The organism is Selenomonas sp. GACV-9, assembly GCA_900116485.1.
Classification (GTDB): Bacteria; Bacillota; Negativicutes; order Selenomonadales; family Selenomonadaceae; genus Selenomonas_A; species Selenomonas_A ruminantium_G.
In genome coordinates, this window is record FPAX01000003.1 from 1 (window position 1) to 20150 (window position 20150).

Here is a 20150-nt window from a genome sequence, read left to right on the forward strand (position 1 = left end):
TGCCCGGCGCATGTACCTAGGTACGTACAACCTACCAGCGCGGGTCATTTAGCGGAGCGGAGAAAAAGTGCACCCACCCTCACCCCAGCTGAGCTGTATCAAACTTATTGTAATCTCGAACTAACAGACAAACTGTAATTTACATAGCAAAACGCCTGTCGATATTTTCGTCAACAGGCGTTTGTATTTCTTTATGCTTCTTTCTTGTCAAAGGGGACGTGGTTGAGCACGAGATCCGGATTGTTGTCGGTAATCCAGCCAATGGCCCACTCGTTGCTAAGAAGCAGTACCGGATTCTGGTTGCGATCATAGACAAACATACCACGGTCAGCGCCCTTGAGCGCTGCCGGCGTCACTTCGCGGCCATCCTCGAAGGCCATCCAACGGGCAACTTCGAAGGGCTGCATGTTCATCTCGATGTCAACGTTGTACTCGTTCTTGAGACGGTACTCCAGCACCTCGAACTGCAGCGTGCCGACGGTGCCGACGATATAGGACTCGGTACCGGCGCCAGCCTGCTGGAAGAGCTGGATTGCGCCCTCCTGGGTCAGCTGCTCAATGCCCTTGACGAACTGCTTGCGCTTCATGGTATCCTTCGCCTGGACGCGGGCGAATTTTTCTGGCGGGAATACCGGGAAGTCCGCATATTTGAACTTATGGCTGGCATCACAGACCGTGTCGCCGATGCCAAAGACCCCCGGGTCGAAGAGACCGATGATATCGCCCGGGTATGCCGTATCCACAATCTGGCGGTCCTGAGCCAGGAACTGCTGAGGCTGAGCCAGCTTCAGCATCTTGCCCGTACGCTCATGCCAGACTTCCATATTGCGCTCGAATTTGCCCGAGCAAATACGGATGAAGGCCAGACGGTCGCGATGGGCCGGGTTCATGTTGGCCTGGATCTTAAAGACAAAACCCGAGAACTTCTCATCGCTGGCCGGAATCATACCCTCTGAAGACTTGCGGGGCTGCGGGATTGGCGCCATGCGGATATAGCCCTCAAGGAAGTCCTGCACACCGAAGTTCGTCATGGCCGAACCAAAGAACATCGGCGTGAGTTCACCAGCATTGACAAGTTCCATATCGAATTCTTCGCCAGCCTCATTGAGTAGCTCCAGATCTTCCTGCAGAGCTTCCCAGACGTCTTCGCCCACACGCTCGATAACTGCCGGGTCATCGGGCTCGTAGACGTCGGCAATGCGCGCCTCCTGACCATGGGTCGTATCCTCAGCGAAGAGCAGTACCTTGTCGTTGCGGCGGTCATAGACGCCCATGTACTGCCCGTCCTGGCCGATTGGCCAGTTCATCGGATAAGAGCGGATGCCCAGCACGTTTTCAATTTCGTCCATGAGGTCGATTGGCGCCTTGCCATAGTGGTCGAGCTTGTTGACGAAGGTAAAAATCGGAATGTTGCGCTGTTTGCAGACCTTGAACAGTTTCTTCGTCTGCGCCTCGACGCCCTTGGCGACGTCGATGACCATGACAGCACTGTCAACGGCCATCAGCGTGCGGTAAGTGTCCTCGGAGAAGTCCTGATGGCCCGGCGTATCGAGGATGTTGATGCGGCAGCCGTCGTAGTCGAACTGCAGCACCGACGAAGTGACCGAGATACCACGCTGCTTCTCGATTTCCATCCAGTCGGATACCGCATGGCGCTGGGTCTTGCGGCTCTTGATGGAACCAGCCAGATGGATGGCACCACCGTAGAGCAGGAGTTTCTCCGTAAGCGTCGTCTTACCAGCATCCGGGTGGGAGATGATGGCAAAGGTGCGGCGCTTTTCTATTTCTTTATTGAGTTCTTCACTTAATGCTGACAAAGTAAATCCTCCCATATGCAAATAACACTAATCTACATATTATCATAAGGACTATTATCATCGCAATAATTAATTTCTTGTCGTATAATAGAGAATAATGAACACAATGGAGGTGTCCACATGGAAATCAAGAAATCCGCCTGCCCCTACGACTGCCCCGACTGCTGCGGGCTGCTTGTCTATACCGAGGGCGATGAAGTTATCAAAGTAAAGGGCGACCCGAGCCACAGCTATACCCGCGGCACGCTCTGCCCCAAGATGGCGCGCTACGAGCGCACGGTGCACTCGCCGGCACGCCTTACGACGCCCCTCAAACGCGTCGGCCCCAAGGGCAGCGGGGAATTTGCGCCGATTAGCTGGGACACCGCCATTGCGGCCATCGCCAGCCAATGGAAAACCATCATTGATACGTACGGTGCCGAGGCCATCCTGCCCTACTCCTATGCTGGCACCATGGGCACCATCCAGTACAGTGCCGGCCACAGCTTCTTCTATCAGCTGGGCGCCACGAGCCTTGACCGCACCATCTGCGCGCCGGCAAAATCGCGCGGCTATCGCGACGTCATGGGCGGCACGCTGCCCACGGCACCCCAGGAGGCCGGCTGCAGTGACTTCATCATTCTCTGGAGTATCAGCATGCTGGCCACCGACATCCACTTCCGTCACGACGTGGAGCTTGCCCGCCAGAACGGCGCCAAAATCTGGTGCATCGACACCTATGAGACGCCGACGGCCCGCTATGCCGACCACTTCACCTGCGTGAAGCCCGGCACCGACGGTGCCCTGGCCCTGGGCCTTATGCATGTGCTTAGCCGCGACGGGCTTGTCGACGAGAAATTCATCCAGCAATATGTCACGGGCTGGGAGGAACTTCGCGACAACGTCCTTCCCCGCTATTCACCAGCTGACGTAGCAGCCATCACCGAGGTTCCTGCCGCAGCCATTGAGGAGCTTGCCAAGGCCTTCGGCCGCGCCCGGGCCCCCTTCATCCGCCTCGGCAGTGGCCAATCCCGCTACGGCAACGGCGCGATGACCTCCCGTCTCATCACCTGCCTGCCCGCCATCGTCGGCGCCTATGCCCATACTGGCGGCGGCCTTTTGACCTCAGCCTCGGGCAGTCATGCCTTTGACAAGAGCATCATCCGCCGCCCCGAAAAGGAAAAGGGTGGCGTCCGACATATCAATATGATAAAACTCGGCCAGGCACTTACCGACAAAAAACTCGCGCCCCCCATCAAGAGCCTTTACGTCTATTCCTCCAATCCTGCCTGCACGGCTCCCGAGCAGGCACTTGTCCAGCAGGGCCTGCTGCGCGAAGACCTCTTCACCGTTGTCCACGAGCGCTTTATGACCGATACGGCCCGCTACGCTGACATCATCCTGCCTGCAACGACTTCCCTGGAACACGACGACATCTACTATTCTTACGGCCACTATACCGTCCAGCGCGGCGATGCCGCCATCCCGCCGGTCGGCCAAAGCAAATCCAACTGGCAGGTCTTCGCGCTGCTGGCCAAGGCCATGGGCATCGACGATACCTTCTTCCAGCAGACGGAAGCGGAACTGATCGAAAAATTCATCGCCAGCACCGACACCGCCTGGCCACTGCCTGTCGACAAAGCAAAACTAGCAAACGGCGAGCCAGTCGACCTGCCTCTGCCCGAAAATTACAAACTCGATTTTAAAACACCCTCGGGAAAAATCGAAATCAAAAATCCCGCCATCGAACCAGCCATGCCCGACTACCGTCCGCCCCATTACGCCAAGGATGACGAGTCCTTCCTGCTGATCAACGCCCCGGACCCGCGTATCCTCGACAGCTCCTTCAACGAGCGGCCCGAGCTTACGCGTGGCCATGTCATGGAGCTTTTGATGCATCCTGATGATGCCCAGCACCTGGGCCTTTGCGAAGGCGATACCGTGCAGGCCAGCAATGCCCAGGGAAGTGCGCAGTTTACGCTGACCCTGACGACACGCACCGCCCCGGGCCGCGTCGTCAGCGAGGGCGTCTGGTGGAACACGCTGACAAAGACTGGCAACACCAACCAGCTGACCCATGCCCGCACCACCGACAAAGACGACGGCAGCACCTTCTACGATGTCAAAGTCAACATCAGCAAGATCTGACCGGTCAAATTTTGACAAGTCAATGCTGACAAGTCAAAAAACGGCAGCCGCAATCCTGACATGTCAAGATTGCAGCTGCCGTTTTTACGTGCTTATTTCAGTTCCAAGCCCACCGGGCAATGGTCACTGCCAAATATTTCGTTGTGGATGGTCGCATCGGCGATGCGGTCTTGGAGCCGCTTCGACGTCACAAAGTAATCGATGCGCCAGCCCGCATTCGTATCACGGGCCTTGCGCAGGTACGACCACCAAGTGTAGATGCCCGCGCGCTCCGGATACAGCGTGCGGAAGGTATCGATGAAGCCCGCCTCCAGAAGCTCCGTGAACTTGCCCCGTTCCTCATCGGTGAAGCCTGCATTATGATGGTTCGTCTTCGGATTCTTGAGATCGATCTCCGTGTGGGCCACGTTGAGATCGCCGCAGACGATAACCGGCTTCTTGCTGTCAAGCTCAAGCAGATAGGCACGGAAAGCATCCTCCCACTCCATGCGGTAGGCCAGACGCTCCAGCTCGCGCTTGGAGTTCGGCGTGTAGACCGTCACGAAGTAGAATTCTGGGAACTCCAGCGTGATCACACGGCCCTCGTGGTCGTGCTCCTCGATGCCGAGCCCGTAGCTTACCGAAAGGGGCTCGATGCGCGTGAAGACCGCCGTCCCCGAATAGCCCTTCTTCTCGGCGCTGTTCCAGTACTGCTTATAGCCCGGCAGGTCGAGGATGGCCTGATCCGGCTGCATCTTCGTCTCCTGCAAGCAGAAGACGTCCGCCCCCAGCTGGCAGAAAGATTCCATAAAGCCTTTTTTGAGGCAGGCCCGCAGGCCATTGACATTCCAAGAGATAAATTTCATCGGCAATACCTCATGCTATCACGGCAGCGTCTTGAACGCATCAAAGGGCCAGAACACCAGCATCGCCTTGCCCTTGATGAGATTGAGCGGCACAAAGCCGACATCGGCGAAGCGACTGTCCTCCGAGTTGTTGCGGTTGTCACCCATGACGAAGATCGTCCCCTTCGGCACCGTGGACTTCGGATATTCGCTCTTCGTCTTCTCGAGGATATAGTCCTCGTTCAAGAGCTGGTCATTGACGAATACGCGGCCATCCTTGATTTCGACCGTATCGCCAGCCGTCGCGATGACGCGTTTGATGAAATCGCGTTTCGGATCACGCGGATACTGGAAGACGAGGATTTCCCCCTTCTGCGGCTCGCGGAACTGGTAGATGAACTTGTTGACCACCAGGCGCTCCTGGGACTGCAGCGTTGGCCGCATCGACGGCCCATCAACGATGTACAGCTCTACGACGAACTGACGGATGATGAATGCCAGCACAACAGCGACGACAATCGAGATAATCCAATCCTTGGCTTCTTCTCCTAAAGAACTCATTACAGTATCCTCCTCCTAATCGACTTTTAATCTACAAACAAATAGGGACTGCCCAAAAGCAGTCCCTACCGTTACGCCAATTAGCGTTTCTCTTTGATACGAGCAGCTTTACCCGTAAGGTTGCGCAGATAATAGAGTTTTGCACGACGAACGATACCCTTGCGGACAACGTCGATCTTCTCAATGCGCGGGGAATGAACCGGGAACATACGCTCAACGCCTACGCCGTAAGAAATACGACGAACCGTGAACGTCTCACGGACACCCGTACCCTGACGAGCGATGACAACGCCCTCGAACATCTGGATACGCTCGCGGGAACCCTCGACGATTTTCGCATGAACGCGAACCGTGTCACCAGGGCCGAAAGCCGGGATGTCAGAGCGGAGCTGTTCTTTTTCCAAAGTTTCGATGATGTTCATTTGTATATTTCCTCCTTATTTCAGACGTTCGTGGCAAGCATCTCATGGGTGACAAGTCACCGGCTCACTCAGAGGACCGCCCACATATACTCTGATAGTTTATCATAAAAGGAAGAGCGTTTCAACACCCCGAAAAATTAATTTTCACTGAAAATCAGCGGGAAATACGCGCCGCCATCGCCCGCTTGACGACCTCCTCGGGCACGTCATTGCGGGATACCACCGTGCCGATTCCCGTCATGAGCACCCAGTTGACCTTGCCGCCCACGGTCTTCTTGTCGTGGAAGATATCTTCATACATCGCCTCCACGGTGCAGCCCTCGGCCTGCACCGGCAGATGCAGTGCCGCAATGAGCCTGTTCACACGCGCTGCAGTATCCGCAGGCAGCAGCCCCAGCTGTACGCTGATATCGGCGGCGCCAGCCATGCCGATGGCGACGGCCTCGCCATGGTTGTAGCGCACATAGCCGGTCTCCTTCTCGATGGCATGGGCCATCGTATGGCCAAAGTTCAGGATACGCCGCAGCCCTGCCTCCTGTTCATCCTGGCTCACGACAGCTGCCTTGATTTCGCACGAACGCGCAATCATATGCGTTGCCGCCTCAGGCTCCAAGCTCAGCACTGCCTGCTGGTTCTGCTCAAGGAACGCAAAGAACTCCGCATCATAGATGATGCCGTATTTGATGATCTCCCCCAGCCCCGTATAGATTTCGCGCTTGGGCAGCGTCTTCATCAGCGCCAGATCCATGAAGACGGCCTTGGGCTGATAGAAGGCCCCGATGAGATTCTTGCCCAAGGCATGGTTGACAGCCACCTTGCCGCCCACGCTTGAGTCGACCTGCGCCAACAGGCTCGTCGGCAGCTGCACGAAGGGCACGCCCCGCATATAGGTCGCCGCGATGAAGCCAGCCAGATCGCCGACCACACCGCCGCCCAACGCGAAAATCGGCGACTTGCGGTCAAGACCAAGCTCGATGGCCTTGGTATAGAGCCCCTCGGCCACGGCCAGGCACTTGGAGCTCTCACCAGCGGGAACCTGCGCGATCTCCACCTGCAGCCCGGCCGCCTGCAGCAGCTTCTTGACCTTGCTGCCATAGAGCGGGCCGACATTCGTATCCGTCACGAGCAAGGCCTTCGGGGAAAACCCTGCCCTGCGCACAAAGGCCTGCAATTCCTCTTCTAATCCATAGCCGATATAGATGGAATAACTCTTCTCGCCTAACTCTACCTTGACCTCACGCATGCAGTACACCTCTTGTTTTCAAAAAACGCACGATATTTTCCACGACCAGCAGGGGCGACAGCTCACTCGTATCGATGGTGTAGTCCGCCTGCTTGTAAAGCTCCCGGCGCTCAGCCATCAGCTGCTCCACCGCCTTGCGGCGGTCGCCCTGGTCGGCACCGTCCAGAACGGGCCGCGTGCCGCGGCGGTTCGTGCGCGCCAGCACCGCATCGACACTTGCACTCAGGCAGACAATGACACCGCTCTTCTTGAAATCCGCCACGTTGTCCGGATTCTTGACCGTGCCGCCTCCCGTCGAGATGACCGCGTTGCGGCGCGCCGCCAGCCGCTTCACCAGCGCCCGTTCCTGCTCCCGGAAATACGCCTCGCCCTTCCGGGCAAACATATCGGGGATGCTCATGCCCGCCTCTTCCTCGATTTTCTGATCCATATCAATGAAGGCCGCGCCCAGCTTTGCCGCCAGCATCTTGCCGGTGCTCGTCTTGCCCGTGCCCATGAAACCGATGAGTACGACGTTCCTCATGCTCACCAATCCTTCCCGATGCGCTGTTTATAGCTGTCCATTGCCGCCTTGACGTCCACCAGCGCATCAGCACCGAACTTGTCGCAAATAGCCTCCGCCATGACAAAGGCCGTCATAGCCTCGCCGACTACGGCTGCCGCCGACACGGCGCAGGTATCGCTGCGTTCCTTGCAGGCCAGCACAGCCTCGCGGCTCTCGATGTCGATGGAATGCAGCGGCGTCATCAGCGTCGGGATTGGCTTCATGGCCGCCTTGACCACGACCTCCTCGCCATTCGTCATGCCGCCCTCCAGGCCGCCCGCACGGTTCGTCTTGCGGTACACCTCGCCAGTTTCATCGAGGAATACCTCATCATGGATCTGGCTGCCCGGCAGGATGGCGCAGTCAAAGCCTGCACCGATCTCCACGCCCTTGATGGCCTGGATCGACATCATCGCCGCTGCCAGCTTCGCATCGAGACGGCGGTCCCACTGGATATGGCTGCCGAGGCCTGCGGGCAGGCCGCGGACCGTCACCTCGAAGATGCCGCCCAGCGTATCGCCAGCCTGCTTGGCCGCATCAATCTTGGCCTTCATCTGCTGCTCAGCCTCAGCATCATAGCAGTTGAGCTCCGAGCCATTCTCCGTGCCGAGTCTTGACCGGTCAATCTTTGACAAGTCAACAGCCACGCCGCCGATATTCGTAACCTGCGAGACAATGCTTATGCCCAGCGCCCGCAAGAATTCCTTGCAAACTGCGCCCACAGCCACGCGCATCGTCGTCTCGCGGGCGCTGGACCGCTCAAGGATATCACGGACGTCCTTGCGGTCATACTTCTTGACGCCAGTCAGATCGGCATGGCCCGGGCGCGCAGCAGTGACCTTCGGGCCAGCCGGCTCCCCGAATACCGCCATGCGATCTGTCCAGTTGGCAAAGTCCTTATTGACCACCTGAAGCGTCACCGGGCCGCCCAGCGTCTCGCCGAAGCGCACGCCCGAAACGATTTCGACTTTATCCTTCTCGATCTTCATGCGGCCGCCGCGGCCATAGCCCTGCTGACGGCGGGCCAGATCGCGGTTGATGGCCTCAAGGTCAAGCTTCAGCCCCGCTGGCAGCCCCTCCAGGATTGCCGTCAGACACGGGCCATGGGACTCCCCAGCCGTCATAAAACGTAATATACTCATAACAGGATACACCTCGCAGGTTTTCAAATTTCTATCATTACTAGTTTAATTTATTGCATGTGATAAATCAAGTCCTCTGAATATCAATCATTGTCCACGGATTTTCCCTCTGGCAAGGCGTAGATCCGCAGCTGCAGGGCACATAACAGGATTCCATCCTGCTGTTTGACCTTTATCCGCTCCACCTGGACATAGCGCTCGCTTTCGCGCAAGCCGCGCAAAAAGGCCAGCAAATCAAAATACCGGCAGCGAAACCTTACCTCCACCGGCAATACCTGCAGACTTTCCTGCTGCTGTACTGCCTGTGGCGTTACCTGCTGCAGCTCCATATGATTGCGCAATGCCTCGCGCTGCAGCATACTGAGGAACGCACCTTGCTCCAACGCAGACGGCAGCGCCTTATCCGCCAGCTCCTGCCGCTTAGTCAGCTCCTCTTCATAAGCCACCAGGTCAAGATGCGCATTCTGATAGTTCGTGACCTGCACGATCTGTGCCTGCACCTGCCCGGCCTCAGTCGCCGCTGCCTGTTGCATTTCCCGCAACGGCTGATGAATGAAAAAATAAACGCCTAGACCAAGCACCATACAGGCGCCAGCTGCCGCCGTCAGCCACTCTTTCCCTGCTAATTGCCGCCAAACCATATCCTACGCCTCTCTCCTACAGATGCAGCCGCATGCGAAAACCAATTGCGCTGTTCCCTGCCGCCTGCTTTTCCTTGCCAGCCGCACTGCCCGAAGACTCCAGCACAGGCCCTGCGGAAAAGAAATCCTTATCCTTCTCAAAAGCCTGTACGAAATCGGCGATGGCATCGTAGCTCACAGCCTGCCCCTCAATCCGAATCTCATCCTGCTCCTGTAATTCCAAGCCATCCAGCCAGACGCCATCCACCGTCATCGTCCCCAGATGAACCAGCAGGCTGTACCAAGGAAACCGCGTCTGCGACAAACTTTGCAGACATTGCTCCTTCTGCTCCAGCCCTGCCCGGATCTTTTCCTCCCCCTGCATCTTCTGCTGCACGGGCAATAATGATTGCAGCTCCTGCCGGCTCTGCACTGCATGCTGCTGTGCCTGGTAAAGCTGCCAGCCATCCCAAGCAAGCAGCATGCTGGCTACACTAAATACAACAGCCAGCATGATCATTGCCAAGTGCTGATAATCCCAGCGGTCAACACGGCTATCCGGTTCTAACAGCCATAGTGCCCGCTTGGCCGCCTGCTCAATCCCTTGGCCAAATATCAAGGCAGCACGCAAGGCACCGCCCAACGCATCTACCGGCAGACCAGCAGCGGACTGCCCATAGCCTAGTCTCGTATCGCCAATAATCAGCCCGCCCCCATCCGACGGGTCAAATTCCACTTGACTTGTCAACGGATCACCTGTCACAAGCTCCGCCAGCGGAATCTCTGCCTGGGAAAAAGCCGCCTCTGCCTGCGCGATATACTCGTGACTCACAGCTGCCATCCATACCTCCTGCTGCTCGTTTAAATCCATACAGGCAACTTGAAAATCTTCAATCGCCAAGCCTTCATTGCCAAGCTGTGATTCAAATTCCCAATAAGCCGCCTCGAACTGTTCCTTAGGCTTCATGTCCGGCGGTATTTTGATTAGACGAACAAGGACTTGCTCCTCATCTGCCCAAAGCACCCGCGGAATATCCTCCCAGCCTTCCCGCGCCAAGCGAGCGCTGATGCGCTCTGCCTGCTCGCTAAGTTCCAACGGCTCAGCTGGTAATAGCACCGCATCCGTTACCAGCCACGGCTCGCCCCGTTCAACCCGCAGCAGACAGATGCTACCATCTTTTCTTATCTCCAGCCCGAGGATTGCCGGCCAATCCTTCTGGCACTTTTGCCAGAGACTTTGTCCCCAGTCATGGAGCCCAGCCCAGCCATACATACGCATCCCCCTCTTTCTTCAGCACACCTTTGACCATGCGGTGACGTTCCCACTTGGCCCCGCGGTCTTTATAACGCGCAAACCCAATCAGATACAGCTTATCCTTCCGCGGCAAAGCGGTAACCTGTACCGCCATCGTCTCTGGATAGATAAAACGATTCCCAGCCAGCGGCTGACTGTCTTCATCCTGCCAGGAAGCTGCCATTCCCGGCTGTGCCATGAGCTGCTGCGCCGCCTGCTCCGTCACCCCTTCAGCTGCCAATCGCAGCTGCATCTCCTGCTGATAATCCGCATTAGCTTTTTGCATGGTATGCACGGTATGCATCATAGCCAAGGCAAACATCACGACCACCATCAGCAGGCATAGCATCACAACCGTGACTGCCCCCTCTTCATCACGATCATCTTCACTCTCTACCCAGCGACAGATAAACAGCCGTTTCCAAGGTATATACATGCCCGGTCCTCTGACTCTGGCCGCTGAGCTTGATGATATACAGCCCTTTATGACCACTCACCTCCTGACAGGAAAAGTCACGAATAGTTACTTCTGCCATCGCCGAATCACCAGTCATCGGTGCCGACGCATCGCTTCCCTCAACCAGCTTGCAAGTATCTTCGACAAGATTTATCCAATATACCTTGCGGATTTCCTGCGCTTCAACAGGCGTTAACACATAGCTGCGCTTGCAAAAATCATAACCGTAATCAAACGTACAATTAGGCTCAATAGCTTTTGATTCCAACGCATCCTCTACCACCCGTTCAAAAGCTATCTGTACCTCTTGATGCAGTTCAGCATCGGCCATGACGACAAAATAATATTTGATGCTCCACAAGACCATTGCCCCCGCCGCGGTCAACAGCAAAGCCAGCATTGGCAGCGACACCGCAGCTTCCAATACGACAAAGCCCTTCTGCCTGTCCTTCCTCATCCGCCATAGCCTCTTTCCCTGTTGCCCTGCCGGCACAGTACGCGCGTAAACTGCATGGTCTCCTGCTTCGTATCGCCTGGCCACACCACGGTTACTAGGACATGCCAAGCATTATCCGCCAGTGGCGTCACATCAGCAGTGACTGCAAACCGCCCTCGTCCTGTCGCCATCATCAACGCCTTCTCATCGCCTAGCCACTCGACGTGTCCTGCTATCAGTCCCGTCTGCTCAGCCTGCCACTCCAGCCACGAAAACTCTTCCCGGGCTAAAAAGATGCCTGCCGTACGCATGCTGTCAAAATCCTCCACACGCACAGCCTGACGATAAAGGCGCATACCAGCCACCATTGCCAGCAGTATCACACCAACAATCAGGGTTTCCAGCAATATATAGCCTTGCTCTTCTTTCTTCATCGCATCATCCTCTTCATCCGCATCCTTCCCGCCCGGCTGATCATGATTTTCCGCCCTTCATCTTCCCAGCCATCGCAGTACATGACCAAGGTCATCATATCCGTACCGATATCCTCCAGACTGCCATTCTGCCGGAAAGCGATTATCCCACTGCCGCTGCTCTCCGACTTATCCTTGCGCTTGACATGTATAAGCGGCAGATAATGATGCACATTTTCCACGATTCCCGCCTGGCTCTTCACACGAAAAGCATAGTATGTTCCCTCCACATGTATCTGCGCCTTCTGTTCATTCGGCTCTTCCTGCCCATACATCCAGCCCTGCTCTGCTACCATGCGGCTCAATGATTGCGTGCGCCGCAAATCAGCCAACAAGCATTCCGACTCGTATTCCAGTGCCGTCTCACGATAGAATTTAAGGATTCCCGGCGCGATAGCAGCAGCCAGACATGCAGCCGCAGCTACTGCCACGACAGTCTCCAATAAAGCAAAGCCTTGTTCATCCTTCATAGCCTCACCTCAACATAATGACCAATACCATCGCCAGCAAGCCACACCAAACCAATAAGCTCCGAAAAAGCCCATAGCCAAGAATGGACCAAACGGCAGCTTATCAGAAGGACGATACGCAGCCCGCAGCACAAGGATACCAGCCACGATACCGCCTAGAAAAAATGCCACCCCCAAGGCTACTGCCATTGCCTGCCAGCCTAGCCACAACCCCATGGCTGCTGTCAGCTTGACATCGCCCCAGCCAATGCCGCTCCGACTGAGGCAACGAAGGAACCATAAGGCTCCGCCACCACAGACACTTCCCTGTACCGCCGCGGCAAAATCCACCAATCCGCACCCTAAGGGATATACCGCTGACACGGCAAGCAACAATACCCACCGATTGGGCAGCACCCCCAACTGCCTATCGATGCAGGCCAAACGCCAGAGCCAATAGCCCAGCCAGATACCGCCGATAACCTTCTCCATATCATTTGCCATCATTTGCCGAAATCACCCGAAAAATGATCATCACAGGCAGCCCGCCTCGTTTTCACAGGCCCCAGGGCACTGTGTTCCGTCTCCACCAGCCTGTAAGCAGTATCTTTGATCGTATGCTTTACAGCCTTTCCATCACTGTCTTTCAAAAAGCATTCCCCCACCGGCGGTTTGAGCTTCTCCACATCATTGACATAATCCTTCAGCTGCGACAATTCAGTTGGCACGTTGCCCTCCTGGGCCTCATAGACAGCCACTGCCGCATCGAGGGTACTGAGGTCAGCCTGTATCTTGCTCGTATTGGCCATGACAATCATCGAGTTGAACTTCGGCACAGCAATCGTTGCCACCACGCCGATGATCATGACCGCTATGAGCACGCCCAACAATGAGAATCCCGCTTCATCTGTCTTTTCCATCATGTTCTCCTTTCTACTCCAATCTCTTACTCACGACATAGATGTTTACCGGTGGTAGACTTCGCCACACTGCAGGAATTTCCTGTGCATCTAAAAAAATATATGTTACAACATTACACATAAATCAAAAACTCCGTTGAATCTTACGATCCAACGGAGTCTTCCCATTCCCTATTATGCAGTTAGAATCTGAATTTCTGCAGCGAATTCTGCAGGCCCTGGGCCAGGTTAGCAAGCGACGTGCTCGCATCGGCGATTTCTGTAGCCGATGCCGACTGCTCCTCGGAGGCAGCCGATACGCTCTCCATCTCAGAAGCGACCATGCCGCCCTTCTTGAGGATGCCATCGGATTTCTCCTTGACGATCTCGGTCTCCGATGCTACAGCGCGGATTTCCATCGACATGTTCTTAGCCTGCTCAGCCATGGCCATTGCCGCATCGCGGATACTTGCGAAGTTCTCACGCAGCTCTTCGACCGACTGAGTGCCTTCTTTGACCGCGTCACTGCCTGCCTGCATCGAGCGGACGGCCTCAGCCGTATCGCCCTGGATGCCATTGATAAGGCTCGTGATGCGCTGTGCAGCCTCCTGGGATTCCTCGGCGAGCTTTCTTACCTCGTCAGCAACGACTGCGAATCCGCGGCCATGCTCACCAGCACGGGCAGCCTCGATAGCTGCATTGAGTGCCAGGAGGTTCGTCTGCTCAGCGATAGCCGAAATCGTCTCAACGATCTGGCCGATTTCCTGGGAACTCTGACCGAGTTTATCGACCGTAGCCGCCGACGTATTGACGATGCGGGCAACGCTTTCAATCTGCTCGACTGCCGTCTTGACCGACTCGTTACCGCTCGTAGCTGCATCATTGGTGACTGCCGCATGATCCGAGACTTCCTTAGCCGTCTGATTCAGACGATCGATAGCTGCTGCCGTCTTGTCGATGGCTGCAATCGTATCACCCACATCCTGCTGCTGCTCAGCCACAGCACCAGCTGCATTCGTTACCGACTGGGCCACCTGCTCCGAAGCCTGTGCCGACTGATGGGAGCTTGCCGTGAGTTCCTCAGACGATGCTGCCAGCTGCTCTGCCGTCGAGCTCGTCTCACGCATGAGCTTGTTGAGGCTCATGCGAACCGATGCAACCTTATCGGCCATCTGGCCGAATTCATCGCCGCGCATGATTGTACGCGCATGATCGCTGAAATCGCCACCTTCAAGACGATCGAGTGACAGCATCATTTTTTCCAGCGGATTCGTGATTTCCTTCGTGATCCAGAGCGCGCAGGCAATCAGGATAATCAGCGTGACCAGCAGCTGGATGACCGTATTGCGGACAGCCGCAGCCGAGTCAATATCATTCTGCGTATTGAGCTCCTCCGCATGTTTGCTGTTGAGCTCTGACAGTTCACCTAGTTCCTTTCCCAAGGCTGCTGCCAGCGGCGAACCAGTTTTCTCGTAATGAGCCAGCGCTTCTTCGTTCTTGCCTTCCATGCTTAAAGCCACCGCTTCGCCAAGGTTCGTCTTCAAAGCGGCCCAATCCTTCTTGACCTTGTCCATGATCGGGTCTTCGCCAGCAATTTTATGCGGGATTGCATCATAGGCCGCAATACTGTCTTCTACCGTTTTGACGCCGCTCTCATACTTGCCTTTGAGGTCCTGCAGCCGCTGTGGATTGTTTTTGACCGTCGTTGCAATAACCGCCATGCCCTGGGCATAACGGATACCATAGCCGGCCTTGCCGACCGCATCGACACCCTTGACCGTGCCTTCATACATCACTTCCATATCCCGCTGTGCCTTCGTGACAGCTGAGTAGCCATTCCAGCCGATAAAGCTCATGCCGATGACGGCAACTACCGCTAAGATCAGCAGCTTGTAAGCCACCCGTAAATTATTCATCCATCCCATTATAAAACACTCCTTTACCTTTTATGCAGGGTATCCCTTTATCCCTTAAATTTATTTTTACTTGTTATTTCGCTAAAAAAACATATTTTCCTCCCAAATCGAATAAAAAAAATAGAACCATGTTGTTTCCATGGTTCTATTTCCTCATCGTACGTGTTTATTTTTCCTCGAGCAAGTCCACCAGCTCATCGTAGTCCTTCTTGAGCTGATAGTACTCCTCGGCAATCTGCAGCGCCGTCAGCACCGCAATCTTGCGATCGTCAAAACTGCGGACAGCTCGCGACATGAACTTCATCTTCTTGTCGAGCTCAGCCGCAAGCTTGAGCATATGCTGCGGATTATCCGTCTTGAGCGGGTAACTGTTGCCATAGATCTCTACGACAACGCGCTCCGACGGTTTCTTTTTTTCATCTGCCATAGCGGATCTCCTTACGCGCGCAGTTCCGCCTGGAACTTGTCCTCAACGGCCTTGAGGATGCTGTTGAAGCCTGCATCGGCCTCCTCATCGGTCAGCGTCTTGTCCTTGGACTGGAACTTGAGGTTGAAGGCCAGGCTCTTCTTGCCTGCGGCCACATGCTCACCCGTGTAGACGTCGAACAACGTCACACCACAGAAGAACTTGCCGCCGTTCTTCTCGATGACTGCCTTGATATCGCCTTCGGCCACCGACTCGTCAACGACAATAGCCAGGTCGCGGGCAATAGCCGGATACTTCGGCAGGGACTCGTAGTGGAAGTTCTTGGCCGTGTATTTCATCAGCGTCTCCACATCCATCTCGAAGAGGTAAACCTTCTGCTTGATACCAAAGTTAGCGGCGACTGCCGGATGCAGCTCGCCCACCGTGGCGATCACCTCACGGCCCTTCTTGAAGAGGGCCGTCTTGCCCGGATGCAGGGCAAAGTGTTCGCCAGCCTCCACCGAGTAACCGGAAATGGACAGAGCCCGGAAGAGCTCCTCGACGATGCCCTTCATATCGTAGAAGTCCACCATCTCATTGCTCTGGTTCCAGCCGAAGGGATAACGGCGGCCCGTGATAAGCCCCGTGAGTTTTACCACTTCATCGGGAAGCTCCGTCACCGGCAATGCCTTCGGATAGAATACCGGCGCCACATCGAAGAGGCGGATATCGGTATTCTTGCGGGCAAAGTTGCGCACAGCATTTTCCATGATGCTTGTGAGCAGGCTCGTGCGAACCAACGGCGCATCATCCGTCAGCGGATTCATGATAGGGATAGCCTGACGCAGTTTGCTATCGGCCGGCACCTGCATCTTGTCGAACATCTCGGTGCTCGTGAAGCTGAAGGACAACTCCTCGGTCATTCCGAGGCCAGCCAGTACGTGCTTGATTTTATCGATAAAGTTCTGACGATTGCTCTGACGGCCCTGCATGACGCGGCCAAAAGGCGTCGTGGACTGGATGTTGTCAAAGCCATAAATGCGGGAAACTTCCTCGGAAAGGTCTTCCATGTAAGTGCAGTCGTTACGCCAGGAAGGAACCGTAGCCGTGTAGGTCTCGTTCCCCTTGTCCTCAATCGCAAAGCCAAGGCTTTCAAGAATCTCGACCATCTTAGCCCCAGCCAGCTTCGTGCCCAGGCGCTTGTTGATCTGCTCCGCCGTGAAGTCAATCTTGACCGGCTCTTTCGGCTGCGGATAAACATCGACGATGCCCTTCGTAACCGTGCAGGCGCCCATTTCCTGCAGGAGCTGGGCAGCACGGTCGAGAGCACGCGGCGTATTCGTCACATCGACACCGCGCTCAAAGCGGCCCGATGCCTCGGAGTGCAGGCCGCAGCTGCGGGAGGTGCGGCGGATGTTCGGGCCATAGAAAGATGCTGCCTCGAGAACGACCGTCGTGGTCTTCTCGGTGACTTCCGTCTCCAGGCCGCCCATGACACCAGCCAGGCCAGCCGGCTTCTCATCGTCAGCGATGACGAGCTCCGTGCCCTTGGCTACCCGCGATGAATCGTCGAGGGTATGGAGGTTCTCGCCAGCCTTGGCGACACGAGCCGTCAGGTGATGGCCCTTGATTTCATCATAGTCATACGCATGCATCGGCTGGCCCAGCTCGATCATGACAAAGTTCGTGACATCGACGACATTGTTGATGGCGCGGATGCCAGCCCCCTCCAGGCGCTGCTGCATCCACTCCGGCGACGGGCCGATCTTAACGTTTTTCAGCACGCGGGCCGAGAAACGGTCACAGAGGTCATGGGCCTCGATGTCAATCTTGACCATGTCAGCAGCACTTGCCGCATCGTCCTCATTGACCTTGATTTCCGGATAGTGGGGCTCATTGCCCGTGAGCACAGCAGCCTCACGCACGAGGCCCATGACGCTGAAGCAGTCGCCACGGTTGGCCGTGAGCTCGAACTCCAGCACCACATCGTCAAGGCCCAGCACATCTTTGGCCGGCACACCCACCGGCGTATCCGCCGGCAGGATGTAGATGCCGTTCTTCTGCTCCTCCGGCAGTTTATCAAGATCCATGTGGAGCTCATCGGCCGAGCAAAGCATGCCGTTGGACGGCAGGCCGCGCAGCTTGCCTTTCTTGATATGAAGGCCATTGGGCAGATGCGCGCCAATCATAGCCACCGGCACGATCTGGCCCTCTTTGACATTCTGAGCCCCCGTAATAATCTGGATGAGATCTTTTTCGCCCACATTCATCTGGCAAATCTGCAGATGGTCCGAATCTGGATGTGCCTCGAGCTTTTCGATCCGGCCCGTCACGACCTTGTCGAGTCCTTCGTCCGCACGGATGACGTTTTCGACCGGCACGCCGGACATCGTATATTTATCGGCAAGTTCTTCTGCCGTCTCGTTGAATTTAATGTAATCGTTCAGCCATTTAATGGAAACCTGCATCGTATAACCTCCTCAATCTCAGAACTGGCTCAGGAAACACGTGTCGTTATCGTAGAACAAGCGCAGGTCATCGACACCGTAGGACAGCATGGCGATACGCTCGACGCCCATGCCGAAGGCAAAACCGCTGACCTTCTTCGGATCGTAGCCGCTCATCTCGAGGACATGCGGATGAACCATGCCGGCACCGAGGATTTCGAGCCAGCCCGTGCCCTTGCAGACCTTGCAGCCTTCGCCATGGCACATGACACAGGAAATATCGACTTCAGCCGACGGCTCCGTGAACGGGAAGAAGCTCGGGCGGAAACGGACACCGACATTCTCGTTGAAAATCTGATGCAGGAAAAGCTCGAGCGTACCCTTGAGGTCCGCGAGGCTGATGCCCTCGTCGATGACCAGGCCCTCAACCTGCGTGAACATCGGCGAATGCGTCGCATCGTACTCATCGCGGCGATAGACGCGGCCCGGTGCAATCATGCGAATCGGTTTATTCGGTTCGTTGCTCTGCATTGTGCGGGCCTGAACCGGCGACGTCTGCGAACGCATAAGAATCTCTTCCGTGATATAGAAGGAATCCTGCATATCGCGGGCCGGATGATCCTTCGGCAGATTCAGCGCCTCAAAGTTAAAGTAGTCGCGCTCAATCTCGGGACCTTCTTCTACGCTAAAGCCCATGTGCACGAAAATGTCCTTGATGCGCTCAAGCGTCAGCGTCAGCGGATGCAGATGGCCCATCGGCACATTGCGGCCCGGCAGCGTCACATCGATGCGCTCGCTGGCCAGTCTTGCTTCCAGCTCCTTGGCCTTGAGAGCCTCATTCTGCTCACCGATAAGGCTTTCAATCTCGCCCTTGGCGGCGTTGACGATAGCGCCGACCTTCGGGCGCTCCTCCGGGCTGAGGCTGCCCATGCCGCGCAGGATCGCGGTGAACTCGCCCTTCTTGCCCAGATATTTGACGCGGATATCGTTGAGGGCTGCCACATCGCTGGCGCCCTTGACGGCTGCGGCAGCTTCGGCCTTCAGCTGTGCAATCTTCTCTTCCATCGAATAACCTCCTACTATCAAAAAAGCCCTCGCCCCTTGCGCAACAGCGCACGAGGGGCGAAGGCATAAATTCGCGGTACCACCCTGATTTCTCACTCAAATGACTTTAACGCAGTCCTACGTCCGGCATTTCCTCCGAAAGACTCCAAAGCGAACGTTCAACCCACCACACCGTCCCCTTTCCACCAACCGGGGACTCTCTAAAGATGCTCTGCAAGCCTACTCTTCTTTTTCATCGTCACGATACGTTAAAGTGTAACATAGATACAGGTATTTTGCAAATCGCTCACCCACGAAATTTTATCAGCATCATTCCACCAGCCGGAACCCAAACCATTGTGCATTTTCATCCCAGAAAAAATATACCGAATTCGCAGCTGCATACCAAGAATCGAGTATGTGTATTTTGTGGCCCCGATATTTTTCTCCGATAGGGCCTCGCGTCCCATTTACGCCCATCGCATAGCAACGAGCAATGCTCATTATCTCCAACTGTCCATCATGCACCTTGGGCACTATATCATCATATACCAAACCAGCCTGGTCAAGCGTCGCCTTGGTAGCGTAAGTCACGAAACCATCCCCCGTTTTACCAATCAGCCACATATTCTTACAACTTGAACTTCCATTTGCAGAATCTTTATAGGTGCGAATCAGTAAAAACGCCTTCTTCTGATTTGTCTGAATCAAATCCGCCTTCACCGATTCGTCTTGATTAACCGGAAAGGACATACACTCCTTATTGCCCGCTATCAATTTAATGCGTCCGCCGCCGTTCTTTCGGCACCCCCCTGCATTATACATTCGCAATTCCGGTTCCAGCCCTAAGACCTCATCTTCATAGGTAAAATTTGACCACATGAGATCCCCAGTACAATTCTCATCCAATCCCGTTTTATTTTCGATGCGAAATACAGGAATCAATGACTTCAGCCATACACCTTCCTGCGCCCACGTCTGTGTTGGCGCATATAAAAACAACACGCATACACCAACAAAAATCTCCCA

General features: G+C 55.5%; 21 protein-coding genes and 1 other annotated feature. Of the genes, 1 reads left to right on the forward strand and 20 read right to left on the reverse strand.

The window, feature by feature from the left end; genetic code table 11:
* Positions 1 to 191 precede the first annotated feature (191 nt).
* Positions 192 to 1817 carry a peptide chain release factor 3 gene (locus tag BM322_RS04420; protein ID WP_075428706.1) on the reverse strand — a complete coding sequence of 542 codons (1626 nt, stop codon included), beginning with the start codon at positions 1815 to 1817 and terminating at the stop codon, positions 192 to 194.
* A 120-nt stretch (positions 1818 to 1937) separates the two neighbouring features.
* Between BM322_RS04420 and BM322_RS04425 the strand changes: the two genes are divergently transcribed.
* Positions 1938 to 3944: a molybdopterin-dependent oxidoreductase gene (locus tag BM322_RS04425; protein ID WP_075428707.1), complete on the forward strand. Its 2007-nt coding sequence runs from the start codon at positions 1938 to 1940 to the stop codon at positions 3942 to 3944.
* A 92-nt stretch (positions 3945 to 4036) separates the two neighbouring features.
* On the opposite strand, the gene BM322_RS04430 is transcribed toward BM322_RS04425, so the two are convergent.
* The 19 genes from BM322_RS04430 to BM322_RS04520 form a co-directional block, all read right to left on the reverse strand.
* Positions 4037 to 4789, reverse strand: a complete 753-nt coding sequence (locus BM322_RS04430; protein ID WP_075428708.1) for an exodeoxyribonuclease III — start codon at positions 4787 to 4789, stop codon at positions 4037 to 4039.
* 18 nt (positions 4790 to 4807) lie between these two features.
* The gene (gene lepB / locus BM322_RS04435; RefSeq protein ID WP_075428709.1) at positions 4808 to 5329 is read right to left on the reverse strand and encodes a signal peptidase I; all 522 of its coding nucleotides are present in this window, start codon (positions 5327 to 5329) and stop codon (positions 4808 to 4810) included.
* An 80-nt stretch (positions 5330 to 5409) separates the two neighbouring features.
* Positions 5410 to 5751 (reverse strand): 50S ribosomal protein L19, encoded by a 342-nt coding sequence (gene rplS / locus BM322_RS04440; RefSeq protein ID WP_075428710.1) that lies wholly within the window; start codon positions 5749 to 5751, stop codon positions 5410 to 5412.
* A 154-nt stretch (positions 5752 to 5905) separates the two neighbouring features.
* Positions 5906 to 6994: a 3-dehydroquinate synthase gene (gene aroB, locus BM322_RS04445; protein ID WP_075428711.1), complete on the reverse strand. Its 1089-nt coding sequence runs from the start codon at positions 6992 to 6994 to the stop codon at positions 5906 to 5908.
* On the reverse strand, positions 6987 to 7517 hold the full coding sequence (locus tag BM322_RS04450) for a shikimate kinase (RefSeq protein WP_075428712.1): 531 nt from the start codon (positions 7515 to 7517) through the stop codon (positions 6987 to 6989). Before BM322_RS04450 ends, aroB begins: the two co-directional genes overlap by 8 nt.
* 2 nt (positions 7518 to 7519) lie before the next feature.
* The gene (gene aroC, locus BM322_RS04455; protein WP_075428713.1) at positions 7520 to 8680 is read right to left on the reverse strand and encodes a chorismate synthase; all 1161 of its coding nucleotides are present in this window, start codon (positions 8678 to 8680) and stop codon (positions 7520 to 7522) included.
* 83 nt (positions 8681 to 8763) lie between these two features.
* Entirely contained in the window at positions 8764 to 9321 is a 558-nt protein-coding gene (locus BM322_RS04460) for a type 4a pilus biogenesis protein PilO (RefSeq protein WP_075428714.1), read from the reverse strand.
* Between the two features lie 16 nt (positions 9322 to 9337).
* On the reverse strand, positions 9338 to 10573 hold the full coding sequence (locus BM322_RS04465; protein ID WP_075428715.1) for a PilN domain-containing protein: 1236 nt from the start codon (positions 10571 to 10573) through the stop codon (positions 9338 to 9340).
* A complete protein-coding gene (locus BM322_RS04470) occupies positions 10548 to 11030 on the reverse strand; it encodes a hypothetical protein (protein WP_143102175.1) in 483 nt (160 codons plus the stop codon). Before BM322_RS04470 ends, BM322_RS04465 begins: the two co-directional genes overlap by 26 nt.
* The gene (locus BM322_RS04475) at positions 10981 to 11508 is read right to left on the reverse strand and encodes a hypothetical protein (protein WP_075428717.1); all 528 of its coding nucleotides are present in this window, start codon (positions 11506 to 11508) and stop codon (positions 10981 to 10983) included. Before BM322_RS04475 ends, BM322_RS04470 begins: the two co-directional genes overlap by 50 nt.
* Positions 11505 to 11921, reverse strand: a complete 417-nt coding sequence (locus BM322_RS04480; RefSeq protein ID WP_075428718.1) for a hypothetical protein — start codon at positions 11919 to 11921, stop codon at positions 11505 to 11507. Before BM322_RS04480 ends, BM322_RS04475 begins: the two co-directional genes overlap by 4 nt.
* Positions 11918 to 12430 carry a hypothetical protein gene (locus BM322_RS04485; RefSeq protein WP_075428719.1) on the reverse strand — a complete coding sequence of 171 codons (513 nt, stop codon included), beginning with the start codon at positions 12428 to 12430 and terminating at the stop codon, positions 11918 to 11920. Before BM322_RS04485 ends, BM322_RS04480 begins: the two co-directional genes overlap by 4 nt.
* Before the next feature lie 9 nt (positions 12431 to 12439).
* The gene (locus BM322_RS04490) at positions 12440 to 12916 is read right to left on the reverse strand and encodes an A24 family peptidase (protein ID WP_075428720.1); all 477 of its coding nucleotides are present in this window, start codon (positions 12914 to 12916) and stop codon (positions 12440 to 12442) included.
* Positions 12913 to 13332 (reverse strand): prepilin-type N-terminal cleavage/methylation domain-containing protein, encoded by a 420-nt coding sequence (locus BM322_RS04495; RefSeq protein ID WP_143102176.1) that lies wholly within the window; start codon positions 13330 to 13332, stop codon positions 12913 to 12915. The genes BM322_RS04490 and BM322_RS04495 overlap by 4 nt, the downstream gene beginning before the upstream one ends.
* A gap of 179 nt (positions 13333 to 13511) precedes the next feature.
* The gene (locus BM322_RS04500) at positions 13512 to 15233 is read right to left on the reverse strand and encodes a methyl-accepting chemotaxis protein (protein WP_075428722.1); all 1722 of its coding nucleotides are present in this window, start codon (positions 15231 to 15233) and stop codon (positions 13512 to 13514) included.
* Positions 15234 to 15390: 157 nt separating this feature from the next.
* Entirely contained in the window at positions 15391 to 15651 is a 261-nt protein-coding gene (locus BM322_RS04505; RefSeq protein WP_075428723.1) for a cell division protein ZapA, read from the reverse strand.
* A gap of 11 nt (positions 15652 to 15662) precedes the next feature.
* Complete coding sequence (gene pheT, locus BM322_RS04510; protein ID WP_075428724.1) at positions 15663 to 18098, reverse strand: phenylalanine--tRNA ligase subunit beta; 2436 nt, start codon at positions 18096 to 18098, stop codon at positions 15663 to 15665.
* A gap of 18 nt (positions 18099 to 18116) precedes the next feature.
* A complete protein-coding gene (pheS, locus tag BM322_RS04515) occupies positions 18117 to 19142 on the reverse strand; it encodes a phenylalanine--tRNA ligase subunit alpha (RefSeq protein WP_075428725.1) in 1026 nt (341 codons plus the stop codon).
* 50 nt (positions 19143 to 19192) lie between these two features.
* Positions 19193 to 19387, reverse strand: a binding site (T-box leader).
* A gap of 64 nt (positions 19388 to 19451) precedes the next feature.
* On the reverse strand, positions 19452 to 20123 hold the full coding sequence (locus tag BM322_RS04520; RefSeq protein WP_075428726.1) for a hypothetical protein: 672 nt from the start codon (positions 20121 to 20123) through the stop codon (positions 19452 to 19454).
* Positions 20124 to 20150: the final 27 nt, after the last annotated feature.